Annotated in this window: 7 protein-coding genes and 1 pseudogene; 3 read left to right on the top strand and 5 right to left on the bottom strand. The window is 76.9% G+C overall.

Annotated features, from left to right (window positions below; genetic code table 11):
- Positions 1-2 precede the first annotated feature (2 nt).
- The gene (locus ABD284_RS21100) at positions 3-7,235 is read left to right on the top strand and encodes an acyltransferase domain-containing protein (RefSeq protein WP_344146405.1); all 7,233 of its coding nucleotides are present in this window, start codon (positions 3-5) and stop codon (positions 7,233-7,235) included.
- Positions 7,236-7,346: 111 nt separating this feature from the next.
- On the opposite strand, the gene ABD284_RS21105 is transcribed toward ABD284_RS21100, so the two are convergent.
- Positions 7,347-9,521, bottom strand: a complete 2,175-nt coding sequence (locus ABD284_RS21105; RefSeq protein WP_344146408.1) for an MMPL family transporter — start codon at positions 9,519-9,521, stop codon at positions 7,347-7,349.
- Between the two features lie 505 nt (positions 9,522-10,026).
- On the opposite strand from ABD284_RS21105, the pseudogene ABD284_RS21110 reads away from it, so the two are divergent.
- Positions 10,027-10,083, top strand: a pseudogene (locus tag ABD284_RS21110) (hypothetical protein); the annotation flags it as partial.
- Positions 10,084-10,435: 352 nt separating this feature from the next.
- Here ABD284_RS21110 and ABD284_RS21115 read toward each other — a convergent pair.
- Positions 10,436-11,368, bottom strand: a complete 933-nt coding sequence (locus ABD284_RS21115; protein ID WP_386699656.1) for an EamA family transporter — start codon at positions 11,366-11,368, stop codon at positions 10,436-10,438.
- Positions 11,369-11,583: 215 nt separating this feature from the next.
- On the opposite strand from ABD284_RS21115, the gene ABD284_RS21120 reads away from it, so the two are divergent.
- Entirely contained in the window at positions 11,584-12,813 is a 1,230-nt protein-coding gene (locus ABD284_RS21120) for an arginine deiminase (protein ID WP_344146414.1), read from the top strand.
- A gap of 63 nt (positions 12,814-12,876) precedes the next feature.
- On the opposite strand, the gene ABD284_RS21125 is transcribed toward ABD284_RS21120, so the two are convergent.
- From ABD284_RS21125 to ABD284_RS21135, 3 genes are all read right to left on the bottom strand, one after another.
- Positions 12,877-13,311 carry a hypothetical protein gene (locus ABD284_RS21125; RefSeq protein WP_344146417.1) on the bottom strand — a complete coding sequence of 145 codons (435 nt, stop codon included), beginning with the start codon at positions 13,309-13,311 and terminating at the stop codon, positions 12,877-12,879.
- Between the two features lie 85 nt (positions 13,312-13,396).
- On the bottom strand, positions 13,397-14,194 hold the full coding sequence (locus ABD284_RS21130) for an ABC transporter permease (RefSeq protein ID WP_344146420.1): 798 nt from the start codon (positions 14,192-14,194) through the stop codon (positions 13,397-13,399).
- Positions 14,191-15,168 (bottom strand): ABC transporter ATP-binding protein, encoded by a 978-nt coding sequence (locus ABD284_RS21135; protein ID WP_344146422.1) that lies wholly within the window; start codon positions 15,166-15,168, stop codon positions 14,191-14,193. The genes ABD284_RS21130 and ABD284_RS21135 overlap by 4 nt, the downstream gene beginning before the upstream one ends.
- Between the last annotated feature and the right edge of the window lie 6 nt (positions 15,169-15,174).

Raw genomic sequence — 15,174 nt, forward strand, 5'->3', positions numbered from 1 at the left:
ATGTGCGGCGGGGCGGGTTTCTGGGGGATGCGGCGGGGTTTGATGCGGGGTTCTTCGGGGTGTCGCCGCGTGAGGCGTTGGCGATGGATCCGCAGCAGCGGGTGTTGTTGGAGACGGTGTGGGAGGCGCTGGAGCGGGCGGGTATCGATCCGACGGTGCTGCGGGACAGCGCGACCGGCACCTTCATGGGCGCCACCAGCAGCGACTACCTCACCGCCGCGAGCCCCTGGCCGGAGGGCACCGAGGGCTACGTGCTCACCGGCAACGCCGCCAGCGTGGTCTCCGGCCGTGTGGCCTACACGCTGGGTCTGCGCGGGCCGGCGGTCACGGTGGACACGGCGTGCTCGTCGTCGCTGGTGGCGCTGCACCAGGCGGTGCAGGCGCTGCGCCGGGGCGAGTGCGACCTCGCCCTGGCCGGCGGCGTCTCCGTGGCCTCCTCGCCGAGCGTCTTCGTCGAGTACTCCCGGCAGGGCGGGTTGTCGCGGGACGGGCGGTGCCGGTCGTTCGGCGCCAAGGCCGACGGCACGGGGTTCGGTGAGGGTGCGGGTGTTGTGGTGTTGGAGCGGTTGTCGGATGCGGTGTCCGGGGGTCGGCGTGTGTGGGGGGTGGTGCGGGGGTCGGCGGTGAACTCCGATGGGGCGAGTAACGGGTTGTCGGCGCCCAATGGTGCGGCGCAGGAGGCGGTGATGCGTGCGGCGCTGGCGGATGCGGGTGTGGAGGCCTCGCACGTGGGTGTGGTGGAGGGGCACGGTACGGGGACGGTGCTGGGTGATCCGATCGAGTTGGGGGCGCTGGGTGCGGTCTATGGCCGCTGCGGCGGTGTGGTGGTGGGGTCGGTGAAGGCCAACATCGCCCATGTGCAGGCGGCCGCGGGGGTGGCCGGGCTGATCGCGCTGCTGGGTGTGCTCGGGCGCGGCACGGCGCCCGCTCTCACCGGGGTCTCGGACGGCGTGTCGGAGTTGGTCGACTGGGCGGAGCTGGGTCTGGGTGCGGTCTCGGGCGGCCCGCGTGCGTGGCCGCGGGGGGAGGGCCGGCGGATCGGCGGGGTGTCGTCGTTCGGGATCAGCGGCACCAACGCCCACGTCGTCGTCGAGGAACCGCCGCACGATCACGCCTACGACTTCCCCGCGCCCTCCGGCGAGCCCGCCGGCGCTCCGCGGGGACGCGTCCTCGGCGGACTCGCCGGGATCCCCGCACCTCCCGCCGCCCCCGAAGCCCCGCCGTACGCGGGCGGCACCGGGAACACGTCCGGCGACGGGCCGACCGCCTCCCCGGCACCGTACGGCCCCCGGCCCCTCCTCTTCGGACCGGACCCGGCGCGAGGAGAGCGGACGGTGCCGCTGCCGATCAGCGCGCGCACGCCCGAGGCGCTGCGCGCCCAGGCCGAGCGGCTGCATACGTATCTGGCCGAGCACCCCGAAGCGGACGCGGTCGGCGTCGCCTACTCCCTGGCCACCACCCGCGCCCGCTTCGAGCACCGCGCCGTCGTGCTCGGCACCCGCCGCGACGAGCACCTGGACGGGCTGGCCGCCCTCGCGCGCGGCGAGACCCCGCCCGGCACCGTGCGCGGCGAGGGCGGCGCTCCCGGTGCGACCACCGCGACCGTGTTCGTGTTTCCCGGGCAGGGCGGGCAGTGGCCGGGGATGGCGGCCGAACTGCTGGAGGCCTCCGAAATCTTCTCCGGGCGGATCGCCGAGTGCGAGGCGGCGCTGCGCCCGCACGTCGACTGGTCGCTGGGTGCGGTGCTGCGCGGCGAACCCGGTGCACCGGGCCTGGAACGGGTGGATGTGCTCCAGCCTGTGCTGTGGGCGGTGATGGTGGCCCTGGCCGAGCTGTGGACCGCCTGCGGGGTTCGGCCCGACGCCGTGGTGGGCCACTCGCAGGGCGAGATCGCGGCCGCCTGCGTCTGCGGCGCGCTCTCGCTGGAGGACGGCGCCCGCGTCGCCGCGGCGCGCAGCCGGCTGTCCGTCCCGCTGATCGAGACCGGCGGCCTGCTGGCGGTCCCGGTGCCGGCCGAGGAGGCCGCCGCGCGGATCCTCCCGTGGGGCGAGGCGCTCAGCGTCGGCGCGCTGAACAGCCCGGAGTCGGTCGTCATCTCCGGGCGCCGGCAGGCGCTGGAGGAGGTGCGGGCCGAGTACGAGCGGGAGGGCGTCAGCGCCCGCCCCGTCGCCTCCGCCTTCGCGTCCCACTCTCCCGAGATGGAGGTGCTGCGCGGCCCGATCGCCGCGGAGCTGGCGGGACTGGCGCCGCGCTCGGGCGGCGTGCCCTTCCACTCCACCGTGCGCGGCGAGGTCGTCGACGGCGCCGAGCTGGGCGCCGACTACTGGTTCGCCAACCTGCGCCGACCGGTGCTGTTCGAACCCGCTGTGCGCGCGCTCGCCGAAGCCGACCGGTGCGTGTTCATCGAGGTCAGCCCGCACCCGGTGATGGGTGCGGCCGTGGCCCGCACCGCGGAGTCGGTCGACGCCCCGCCCGGGGCGGGGCAGCGGGTGGTGGCCACGCTGCGCCGCGACGAGGGCGGTCCGGAGCGCTTCACCGCCGCCGTCGCCGAGGCCTACGCGCACGGCGCCGCCCCCGACTGGGGCGCGCTCCTCGCCCGGCGCCCCAGCGCACGCGTGCACCTGCCCACCTACGCCTTCCAGCACCGCCGCTACTGGGCCCGGCGCGCGGGCGGCGCCGACCCGGCCCTGGGCATCGGCACCGAGGACCACCTGCTGCTGGGCGCCGCCGTCTCGCGCGCCGGCACCCGCGGGTTCCTGCTCACCGGCGAACTGGCCCTGCACCGGATGCCGTGGCTGGCCGACCACGCGCTGGGCGGCGACGCCCTGCTGCCGGGAACCGCCCTGGCCGAGCTGGCGCTGCGCGGCGGCGACCGCGCCGAGTGCCCGCGGCTGGTGGAGCTGGCAATGCACACTCCGTTATGGCTGCCGGCGACCGGCGGCCTGCAGGTGCAGGTCCGCGTCGACGACGCGGGGGAAGGCGGCCGCCGCGCCGTCAGTGTGCACTCCCGCCCCCGCCCGGCGGAGTCGGGCCCCGGCGCCGGCGACGCCTGGACCGTGCACGCCGAAGGGACGCTCGCCCCCGACGACGCGGCTGCGCCCGGCGCCGCGCCCGGCGGGCCCACCGGGGCGTGGCCGCCGCCGGGAAGCGAGCCCCTGCCGCTGGACGGCGCCTACGACGATCTGGCGGGGCGGGGCTATGCCTACGGGCCCGCCTTCCGCGGGCTGGAGGCGGCGTGGCGCCGCGGGGACCGGCTCTACGCCGACGTCGCCCTGCCCGGCGAACGCCGCGCCGAGGCGGCGGCCTGCGGGATCCACCCCGCGCTGCTCGACGCCGCACTGCACCCGCTGCTGCTGGACGCCTCCGGTGGGAACGGGCCGGACGCGGCGCCGCGCCTGCCCTTCAGCTGGGAGGGCGTGCGGCTGCACGCCGAAGGCGCCACCGCGCTGCGCGTGTGCCTGACCCGGCTGGAGGAGGGGGTCTTCGCCGTGCACGCCGCCGACCCCCGGGGCGCCCCCGTCCTCACGGTCGAGGCCCTCACGACCCGGCCGGTCTCCGCCTCGGCCGCCGGCGGGCGCGGCACGCAGCCCCTCTACCGGGTGGACTGGGTCCCGGCGCCGGCTCCCGCCGAGCCGGCTCCGGCGCCGTCCGGTTGGGCGAGTCTGGGGGATCGCGCCGGCGCCGGAGTACTGTCCGCCAGCGCGCCCCACTACGCCGACCTCGCCGAACTGAGCGCGGCCGCGGCAGCGGGCGCGCCGGTTCCCGACGTCGTGCTCTACCGCTGTGCCCGGCCGGGCTCCGGAGCCGGCGCCGCCCGCACCGCGGTCGCCGACGTCCTCGCGCTCGTCCGGGCCTGGCCGGGCGACGACCGCCTCGCCGGCGCGCGACTGGTGGTGGCGACCGCCGGGGCGGTCGCCGTGGGCACCGAGCCGACCGCTCGGACCCCCGGCGGGGACGGGCGCCGGGACGGGCCCGCCCCCGAGGGCCCTGAGCCCGACCCGGCCGGCGCGGCCGTGTGGGGACTGGTGCGCTGCGCGCAGAGCGAGCACCCCGGCCGGTTCGCCCTGGTGGACCTGGAACCGGGCGCCGACGGTGCGGACGGCGCCGCCGCGGGGGTGCTCGCCGCCGCGCTGGCCGCCGACGAGGACCAGATCGCGGTGCGCGGCGGCGCGTGCCGCGTCCCGAGGCTGGCGGCCGTGGAGTCCGCCCGGGTCATCCCGCCGCCCGGCGCCGAACCGTGGCGGCTCGAACCCGCCGGCGACGGCACCCTCCGGCTGCGGGCGGTGCCCGCCCGGGCGGCGCAGCGCCCGCTCACGGCGGGCGAGGTGCGCATCGCGGTGCGCGCCGCCGGCCTGAACTTCCTCGACGTGCTGCTCGCTCTCGGGCTCTTCGCCGCCGAGCACGAGTTCGGCAGCGAGTGCGTCGGCGAGGTCCTGGAAACCGGCGCGGGAGTCACCGACCTGGCCCCGGGGGACCGCGTGATGGGCATCGTGCACGGCGCCCTCGGCACCGTCGGCGTCGCCGACCGGCGCATGGTGGCCGCCGTACCCGGCCACTGGAGCGACACCGACGCCGCGGCGGCGCCCATCGCCTACCTGACCGCTTACCACGCCCTGGTCGACCTGGCGCGGGTACGGCCCGGGGAGCGGGTGCTCGTGCACGCCGCGGCGGGCGGTGTGGGCCAGGCGGCGCTGCGGCTGGCCCGCCACCTGGGCGCCGAGGTCTACGCCACGGCCGGCCGGGGCAAGTGGCCGGTGCTGCGCGGATTCGGTGTCCCCGACGCCCGCATCGCCGACTCGCGCACGCTGGACTACGAGGACGCGTTCGGCGGGGGCGCAGGCGTGGACGTGGTGCTCAACTCGCTGACCGGCGCGCACATCGACGCCTCCCTGCGGCTGCTGGCGCCGGGCGGGCGCTTCGTCGAGATCGGCAAGGCCGAGGTCCGCGACGCCGGGGCGGTCGCCGCGGACCACCCGGGCACCACCTACCGCGCCTTCCGGCTCGGCGAGGGCGAATGCGGACCCGAGCGCATCCAGGAGATGCTCCAGGAGGTCCTGCGGCTGTTCGAGCAGGGCGCGCTGGGGCCCCTGCCCGCCTCCGCCTGGCCGATCGGCCGCGCCCACGAGGCGCTGCGGTGCCTGCAGAAGGGCCGCAACGTCGGCAAGCTCGTGCTGGAGACGCCGACCCCGCCCGACCCCCGCGGCACCGTGCTCATCACCGGAGGCACCGGCCGCCTGGGCGCGCTCACCGCCTACCACCTGGTGCGCACCCACGGCGTCCGCCGCCTGCTGCTGACCAGCAGGCGCGGTCCCGACGCCCCCGGCGCCGGGGAGCTGGCCGAGGGCCTGCGGGCGCTGGGCGCCGAGGCCGACATCCGCGCCTGCGACGCCGCCGACCGCACCGCCCTCGCCGGCGTGATCGGCGGCGTGCCCGCCGACCGGCCGCTCACCGCGGTCGTGCACGCCGCCGGGGTCCTCGACGACGCGCCGGTCACCGCGCTCACGCCCGAGCGCGCCGCACCCGTCCTGGCGGCCAAGGCCGGCGCGGCCTGGAACCTGCACGAACTGACCCGCGAGGCGCCGCTGGCCGCCTTCGTGCTGTACTCCTCGGCCGCGGGGGTGCTGGGCGCCGCAGGGCAGGCCTCCTACGCCGCCGCCAGCACCGCGCTGGACGCGCTGGCGGTCCACCGCCGAAGCCGCGGGCTGCCCGCCACATCCCTGTCGTGGGGGCTGTGGGCCGACCGCAGCGAGCTGACCGCCGGTCTCGGCGAGGCCGACCTCGCCCGCATGCGGCGCCAGGGCGTCGCCGGGGCGCTGGAGACCGACCAGGCCCTGGAACTGCTGGACACCGCCCTCGGCACGGGCGAACCGCACGTGGTGGCGATGCCCGTCGACCGCGCGGGCCTGGCCGCGCGCGCCCGCGAGACCGGCCGGATACCGCCGGTGTTCCGCGGCCTCGTCCGCCCGCCGCGGCGCGGAGCGGCGGCGGCCGCGGAAGGCGGCGGGGGCACGGGGCTGCCGCGCGACCTCGCCGCCCGGCCCGAAGCCGAGCGCACCCGCGTCCTGCTGGAGCTGGTGCGTGCGCACGCCGCCGACGTGCTCGGCCATTCCGACGCCGCGGCGATCGGCGAGCACCGGCGGTTTCTGGAGCTGGGTGCGGACTCCCTGACGGCGGTCGAGCTGCGCAACCGCCTGGCTGCGGCGGTCGGCGCGCCCCTGCCCGCCGGCCTGGTGTTCAGCCGCGCCACACCCGGGGAGCTGGCCGAGCACCTGCGCGGCCTGCTCGACGAGCGCAGCGCGCCCGAGCACGGCTTCGGGCCGGTCGAGGGGCCCGGAGGCGGTGAGGCGGGCGCCGGGCGGGAGGGCGCCGCCGCGGGCGCCGACCCCGGGGGCGACAGCATGGTCGCGCTGTTCCGCGGGGCGTGCGCGGCGGGGCGCGTCGAGGACGGCCTGCAGATGCTGCGCGCCGCCGCCCGGCTGCGTCCGCGGTTCGACGCGGGGCGCGGGCAGCCGCGGCCCCGGCCGCTGCTGCTGGCCGAGGGCCGGGCGCCGCTGTTCGTATGCTTCCCCTCGCTGGTCATGATCTCCGGGCCGCACGAGTACGCCCGCTTCGCCGCGGCCCTGCGCGGGGTCCACGAGGTGCGCGTGCTGCCCCAGCCCGGGTTCGCCGGCGGCGAGCACCTGCCCGGCACGGTCCGGGCCGCCGCCGAGGCGCAGGCCGCGGCGGTGGAGGAGGCGTGCGGCGCCGAGCGCTTCGTGCTGGTGGGCCGCTCCTCCGGCGGCTGGGTCGCCCACGCCGTGGCCGAGGCCCTGGAGCAGCGCGGCCGCCGGCCGGCGGGAGTGGTGCTGCTGGACACGCCGGTGCCCGAGGACGCGGCGCTGGCCCCGCTGATCGGCGGGCGCATCATCGAGCGCGACCGGGAGCTGGGCCTCACCGATGCCGCGCGCGCAACGGCGATGGGCGGCTACCTCGACCTGTTCGAGAGCTGGTCTCCGCGCAAGATCGCCGCTCGCACGGCGATGGTGCGGCCGGACGACCCGGTGGCCGACGGCGGCGGCGCCCCCGTGGCGGAAGGGCTGTGGCGCTTCGCGTGGCCGCTGCCGCACGACGCCCTGCGCGTGCCGGGCGACCACCTGACCATGCTGGAGGACCACGCCGAGCAGACGGCCGCCGCGGTGGGGGAGTGGGTGCGCAGGACGGTCCATCCGCCGCGCTCGACGCCGCCGGAGTTCTGACCTCGTCGCCTGGTGGCGCCGGGCCCGCCGGGGAGGAGCCTCCGGCGGCACGCCGGCGCGCGGCGCCTGGCCGCGGCTTCGCCGCAGCGCCGGTGGCGGCGAGCCCCCCGGCTACCGCCCGCTGCGCGCCGGCCGGCCGGGCCACCACGTCCGCCGGCCGGCGTCCAAAGCGAGCGCGGGCACCAGCAGGGATCGAACAACGAGTGCGTCCAGCAGTACTCCGAACGCAACCAGGAACGCGAGCTGCAGCAGGAACAGCACCGGGATCACCGCCAGCGCCGCGAAGGTCGCGGCCAGCACGACCCCCGCCGAGGTGATGACCCCGCCGGTGGCGGTGAGGGCGCGCAGCACCCCCTCCCGGTGGCCCGCGCGCACCGCCTCCTCACGCGCCCGCGTCATCAGGAAGATGTTGTAGTCGATGCCCAGGGCGACCAGGAACACGAACGCGAAGAGCGGCACGACCGGGTCGGCTCCGGGCAGCTCCAGCACGTGGTTGAACACCAGTGCGCCGACACCCAGCGCGGCCGCGAACGACAGCACGGTCGTCGCCACCAGCAGCAGCGGCGCGACGACCGCCCGCAGCACCGCGACCAGCACGGCCAGCACCACCACCAGCACCAGCGGGATCACGACCGCGAGATCGCGCTGCGCGGTCTCCAGCGTGTCGAGCATCACCGCGCTGGGGCCGCCGACCAGGGCTTCGGCGCCGGGAACCGCGTGCACCTCCGTTCGCAGACTACGGACGATCTCCACGGCCCGCGCCGACTCCGCGGGGGCCTCCAGGCCCGCCTCGACCAGGACGCGCCCGCCGACGACCTTCGGCGGAGCAGCGGGTGCGCCCGGTCGCTCCCCGGCCCCCGTGGGCGGCCCGCCGCCCTCGGTGACCGGACGTGCTCCGCTCACGCCGTCCACACGCTCGGCGGCGGCCGCGATCTCATCGGCCTTGCCGGCGTCGGCGACGATCACCGCGGGCGCCGCCCCCGCGTCATCGCCGAAGCCGCGCCGCAGCACCTCCTGGCCGCGCACCGACTCCACATCGGTGCGGAAGACGTCGGCGGTGGAGGTCCCCTCCGCCTCGAACGACGGGACGAACGCGGCACCGGCGAGCAGGACCAGGGCGGTGACCGTCCACACGGCCCGCGGCCGGCGCCCCACGGCGCGGGCGACCCGGCCCCACAGCGGGTGCCGGGCCTGGCCTCCCGTCCCGTCGCCCCCGCTGCCGGCGTCGGCCACCGTGTACCGGGGCCGGGCCGGCCAGAACGCGGTGCGGCCGAGGAGCAGCAGGACCGCCGGCAGGAACGTCAGCGCGGTGGCCATCGCCGCGCCGATCCCCAGCGCCGCCACCGGCCCCAAGCTGCGGTTGGAAGCCAGGTCGCTCGCGAGTAGGCAGAGCACGCCGAGGACGACAGTGCCGCCCGAGGCGAGGATGGGGGCGGCGGTGCCGCGCACCGCGGAGGCGAGGGCCGGCGGTGCGCTGCGGTGCTCGGTGAGGGCCTCGCGGTAGCGCGCCACCAGGAGCAGGGCGTAGTCCGTGCAGGCGCCGACGACCAGGATGAACAGGATGCCCTGGCTCTGTCCGCTGAGGGTGAGCCAGTCCGCAGCCGCGGCGGCGTAGACCCCGGCGGCCGCCAGTGCGAGGGCCAGCACCGCCGCGGCGATCACGGCGGCCGGGAGGATCGGCGAGCGGTACACGGCAACGAGGATGGCCAGCACGGCGGCCAGCGCGACGGCCAGCAGCGTGCCGTCGATGCCGGCGAAGGCCGCGGAGAGATCCGCGGCGAACCCCGCTGGTCCGGTGACCAGCACCTCGGTGCCGTCCTCGGTCGCGCTGTCCGCCAGTTCCGCGCGCAGCCGGTCGACGGCGGCGGTCTCCTCCATCCGGGGGTCGAGCGGGACGACCAACTGGAGGACGCCGTCGTCCTCGGTGCCGATGAGCGGTCCGGCGATCGTCCCGCCGACCGCCTCGGATCCGGCGATGCTCCGGGCGTCGGCGCGCACGGCCGCGGGGTCCACACCGTCCTCGTCGGCGTAGGCGACGAAGGCCGGTGCGGCGTCCTGTTCGGAGAACTCCTCCTCGATCTCGCTGACTTCGGTGGACTCCGCCCCCAGCGGGAGAAACGCCGACTGCTCGTTGGTCTGCACCTCCGAGAGCCGGCCGACGTACGAGCCCAGCGGGCCCGCCCCCGCGATCCAGGCGAGCGCCACCACGACCGCGGCGCCGGTCCAGACGCGCCGCCTCCAGGGCGACCGGGAGTCCTCCGGGCGATGGGCGGATCCGTGCACCATGGCCGGCCTTTCGTGGTCAGGGGCGGGGAACGAGCCGGGAGCAGGAATGATGAATGAAGACATGCGCTCACGGGTCGTCCTCGTGCGGCGGCCCGCGCCCGGCGTTCCCGGCGGAGGCGGAGTACGCTGCGGCCGCTATCCCGCCGCGGGGCCGCCTACCGTCGCCCGTGCCGCGACCTCCGCCGGAGTCGGCGTGCGAAGCGCTCCGCCGGGCCGGGGGGTCGCCGAGGGCGCCCTCGACTCGCCGGGGGCGGGGAACGGGCCGGGCCCGCCGCAGTCCAGGCGGAGCGCGAGGAGAACGAGGACGAGGGACGCCGCGCCGGGCGAGGACGGTCGGAGGCCCGGCGGGCCCCGGCGTTCGCGCGAGGGCCTCTATGACGCCATCCAGCACGACGGGCAGCGCCTGGCCGCCGGGCTGATCCGCCTGCTGTACGCCCTGTCGGCCGACTCCGACATCAACCCGACCGACTTCCAGTGCTACACGCTGCTCAGAGTGGGCGGGTTGATGACACCGGGCGAGATCGCCCAAGGGCTCCGCCTGACCACCTGCTCGGTGACGATGGTCGTCGACCGCCTCGCCGACCGCGGACTGCTCCGCCGCGAGCGCCCCCCGACGCCCGGCGCAAGGTCGTCGTGGTTGCGGGAGGCCCCCGGTGCCGTGCGCACCGGGGGCCCGACCGGGCCGGGGGCGGCGATGAGCGCGCTGCACGATCGGTATGCCGAGGCCGACTGGAGACCGCGGCGTCGTGGTTGGGGCAGGTGGCCGGCGTGCTGGACGGGGTGGCCGCCGGCGTCGGCCCAGGACCCGGCGCCGCCTGCCGCGGCGGGCACGCGCAGCGCGGCGGTCCGACCGCGGACCGAGCGGCGGCCCGCGGGGCGCCGACGCGCCCGCCCGCCGCCCCGCCCGCCGGAGTTCAGTCCGGCTCGCGCTCGGGCGCCTCCTCGGCGGGGGCGTCCGCGCGCGGCGGCTCCTTCGGTTCGCGCCGGCGGGTCGCGCCGACGCTGGCGGCGACGACGCAGCCGATCGCCAGCCACTGCCACGCCGACAGGAACTCGCCCAGCAGGACCAGCCCGACCAGGGCGGCCGCCGCCGGCTCCAGGCTCATCAGGATTCCGAACACCCGCGGCGGCATCCGGCGCAGCGCCTGCATCTCCAGCGTGTAGGGCACCACCGACGACAGCAGGCCGATCGCCAGCCCGATCAGCAGCAACTTGGGGTCCAGCAGTGCGGAGCCGCCCGCGGCGATCCCGGCCGGGGCGACCAGGATCGTGCCCGCCACGCTGGCCACCGCCAGCCCCGACATGCCGTGGAACCGCCGCCCGGTCGCCGCGCTGAGCAGGATGTAGCCGGCCCAGGCGGCGCCCGCGAGAAGCGCGAACAGCACACCGGCCAGGGTGATGTCGCCGTCGCTGCGGCCCAGCAGCACGACGCCGGCGCCGGCCAGCGCCACCCAGAGCAGGTCGATCCTGCGCCGCGACCCGATCACCGCCACCGACAGCGGGCCCAGGAACTCGATGGTGACCGCGATGCCCAGCGGAATGCGCGCGAACGACTGGTAGATGGCGAAGTTCATGGTCGCCAGGCACACGCCGAAGCCCACGGCCACCATCCAGTCCGCGCGCGTCCGGCCGCGGAGCGCGGGCCGGGCCAGGGCCAGCAGCACCACCGCGGAGGTCAGCAGCCGCAGCCACACCACCGCGCTGGGCGGCAGCACGGCGAAGAGGCGGCTGGCGACACCCGCGCCCGCCTGTACCGACAGGATGCCGATGAGCACGAACCACGTCGGCGGCACGGACTCGCCGGCCGCCCGCAGCAGGCCGGTCCCGCTGGGCAGCCGCGTCCAGATGGGGCCACCGGATGAATTCACCGCCGCGTTCGCACTCACAGGCGCTCATCCTAAGCGCCTCCCGGCCGGGCGCGCCGTCCCGCCCGCCCCGGTGCACCTCCGGTCCGCCGCCGGGCCGACCGGAGCCCGCCGAGGTTTCGGACACCCGGTTGCACGGAATGCTGACCCTCACCCCGCACGGCGCGGGCCGCGGCGGAACGAGAAGCGAGGAGTCCATGGCGTTTTCGGTGACCTCCGAGGTGGGGCGGCTGCGGCAGGTGATCGTCCACCGTCCCGGCCTGGAGCTGAGCCGGCTCACCCCCTCCAACAACGACGCGCTGCTCTTCGACGACGTGCTGTGGGCCGAGCGGGCGCGCGAGGAGCACGACGTCTTCACCGCGCTGCTGCGCTCCCGCGGAGTCGCGGTGCACCTCTTCGGCGACCTGCTGCAGGAGGTGCTGGCGCTGCCGGAGGCCCGCGCCTACGTGCTCGACTGCATCTGGGACCAGCGCTTCTTCGGCCCGATGGCGGTCGACGCGCTGCGTGCGGCGTTCGAGGCCATGGACCCCGCCTCCCTGTGCCGGTACCTCATCGGCGGCATCACCAAGCGCGAGCTGCTGGAGCGCGTCGAGGAGCCCCGCTCGGTGTGGTTCCACACCCTCGGCCCCGACGATTTCGTGCTGACGCCGCTGCCCAACCACCTCTTCACCCGCGACACCTCCTGCTGGATCGGCGGCGGGGTGTCGGTCAACGCGATGCGCAAGAAGGCGCGGCGCCGCGAGACCATCCACTACGAGGCCGTCTACCGGTGGCACCCGCTGTTCGCCGACGCCGCCTTCGAACTGTGGAACCCCGGCCACGCCTGGGGCCCGGCCACCATCGAGGGCGGCGACGTCATGCCGATCGGCAACGGCTCGGTGCTGGTGGGGCTGAGCGAGCGCACCCAGCCCCAGGCCGTGGAGATGCTCGCCCACGAATTGTTCGCCCGCGGCGGCGCGCAGCGCCTGCTGGGACTGTGGATGCCCAAGGCGCGCGCCATCATGCACCTCGACACCGTGATGACGTGCGTGGACCGCGGGGTGTTCACCAAGTACGCGGGCCTGGGCATGCTGCCTTCCTACACCATCGAGCCCGGCGACACCGACAAGGAGCTGAAGGTCACCGACAACCCGCCCGAGCGCATGCACGCCGCCATCGCCGACGCCTCCGGGCTGGAGGACATCACCGTGCTGACCCCCACCCAGGACGTGTTCTCCTCCGAGCGGGAGCAGTGGGACGACGGCTGCAACGTCTTCGCGCTGGAGCCCGGCACGGTGGTCGCCTACGAGCGCAACGCCGCGTCCAACGCCTATCTGCGCGACCGGGGGGTCGAGGTGCTGGAGATCAGCGGCAGCGAGCTCGGCCGCGGCCGCGGCGGCCCCCACTGCATGACCTGCCCCCTGGAGCGCGACGAGGCCGAGGAGTAGGAGCGCGCGCCGGTATCCCGGGGCCCGGGCCGGGCGGATGCGGTGCGGCCGCGCGCCCGGCCGCTACGTCCGAGTGCTGGGCGGGCCCTGCGGCACGGCCCGGTCGGTGCGGCCGCGCCGATCGGGGGAGGCGCCGTTCCGGCCGGGGCCAGCGCTCCGCGTGCCGGGCGGCGGGGGCTCGCGTCCACCCCGGTGCGGGGGAGCGGTGGCGGTCACGGCTGCAAGCGCCAGGATCCAGGCGAGGGCCTCCGCGCCCGGCTGCACCAGGATCATCACCGGCGCGACGGCGTAGTGCCGGCCCAGTCCCGCCGCCGCCTGCAGCGAGAGCCACGCGTAGGGCAGCGCGGCCGTCGCCAGCTGCACGGCCAGCGCCGCCCACATCAGCCGGGCCCGCACCGGACGGCGGCGCACCAGCAGCACCCCGCCGACCGCGAGGACCACCAGCGGCGGCCCCAGCGATCGGATGAGCGCGACCAGGGGCACACCGATGGACTCCACGCGCACGAGCCTAACGGCCGGGCCCGCGCGGGGGTCCGCGCGCCGCGCGCCGCCCCGGTCGGCCGGAACCGCGGTGCGGCGGGCGCTACTCCCAGCGGAACAGCCGTGCGGCCAGCACCGCGCCGACGGCCGCCCAGGCGGCCAGCACGGCCACGGGGCCGAGAGAGGGCGCCGCGCCGTCGGCGAGCACACCGCGCAGGCCCTCGGTCAGGGCGGTGATGGGCAGCGCCTCCACCGCGGTCCGCACCGCCCCGGGCAGCCGGTCGACGGGGAAGACGACCCCGCCCAGGCCCAGAAGCACCACGTAGACCAGGTTGGCCGCGGCCAGGGTCGCCTCGGCCCGCAGCGTCCCGGCCATCAGCAGCGCCAGCGCGGTGAAGCACGCGGTGGCCAGCAGGACCAGCAGCACGGCGTAGGCGACGCCGGCCGCGTCGGCATGGGGGCGCCAGCCCAGCGCCGCGGCGGTGGCGCAGATGAGCATGATCTGGACGAGCTGGACGCCCAGCACCGCGAGGGTCTTGGCCGCCAGCAGGCCGCCGCGCGGCAGCGGGGTCGCGCCCAGGCGCTTGAGCACCCCGTAGCGGCGCTCGAACCCGGTGCCGATGGCCTGGCCTGTGAAGGCGGTGGAGAGCACCGCCAGCGCCAGGACGCCCGGCGCGAGGAAGTCCACGCGTGGGCCGGGTCCCAGGTCGAGCACCGGCGTCAGGCTGAACCCCGTCAGCAATAGGATAGGAATCACCATGGTCAGCAGCAGCTGCTCGCCGTTGCGCAGCATGATGCGCAGCTCCATGGCGGCCTGCGCGCCGACCATGCGGTGCGGCGGCGCGGCCCCCGGCGCGGGAGCGAAGAGGCCGGGTGCGGTGCGGGTACGTGGTTCGGTCATGGCTCGCGCAGGTCTCGGCCGGTGAGTTCGAGGAAGACGTCCTCCAGGCTGCGCCGCTGCACGCGCAGCCCTTCGGGGGAGATGCCGTTGGCGGCGCACCAGGCGCCCACGGTGGCCACCAGCTCGGGGCCGATGCCCCCGCACGCGTCGGCGGTGACGGCGTACTCGGTGAGCACGGCGGTGCCGCGGCGGCCCGCGCCGGGGCCCGGATCGCCGTCGCCGCGCCGCTCGACGGCCGCGGCGGCGGGCAGCGCCGCGCCCAGCCCGGCGGTGTCCAGGTCCGCGCCGGCGCGGAAGCGCAGCTCCTGGCGGGACTCGGTCAGCTCCTCGGGCGCGCCGGAGGCGACGGTGCGGCCGTGGTCGATGATCACCACGTGGTCGGCGAGCCGCTCGGCCTCGTCCATGTAGTGGGTCGTCAGCACCACGCCGACCCCGGAGTCGCGCAGCTCGGCGATGAGGTCCCAGGTGGCGTGGCGCGCCTGGGGGTCCAGTCCGGCCGTGGGCTCGTCGAGGAAGACCAGCTCCGGGCGGCCGACCACGGCGGCGGCCAGGGACAGCCGTTGCTGCTGGCCGCCGGAGAGGCGGCGGAACGGCGTCGCGGCGGCGGAGACCAGGCCCAGGCGCTCCAGCAGCACCTCGGGCGGCACCGGGCTGGCGTGGAAGGAGGCCACCAGGCGCAGCCACTCGCCGGCCCGGGCGCCCGTGGGCACGCCGCCCGACTGCAGCATCACACCGACGCGCGGTTTGAGCGCGGCGGCGTCGGCGGCCGGGTCCAGGCCCAGCACGCGCACCCGGCCGGCGTCGGCGCGCCGGAAGCCCTCGCAGGTCTCGACCGTGCTGGTCTTGCCGGCGCCGTTGGGGCCGAGCAGCGCGGTGACCGCGCCGCGGGCCGCGGAGAACGTCAGGCCCGCCACGGCGGTTGTCGCGCCGTAGCGCTTGACCAGTTCAGTGGCCTCGACCGCGGCTGTCTCCATGGGTCC

This window comes from Streptomonospora arabica (assembly GCF_039531585.1).
GTDB lineage: Bacteria > Actinomycetota > Actinomycetes > Streptosporangiales > Streptosporangiaceae > Streptomonospora > Streptomonospora halophila.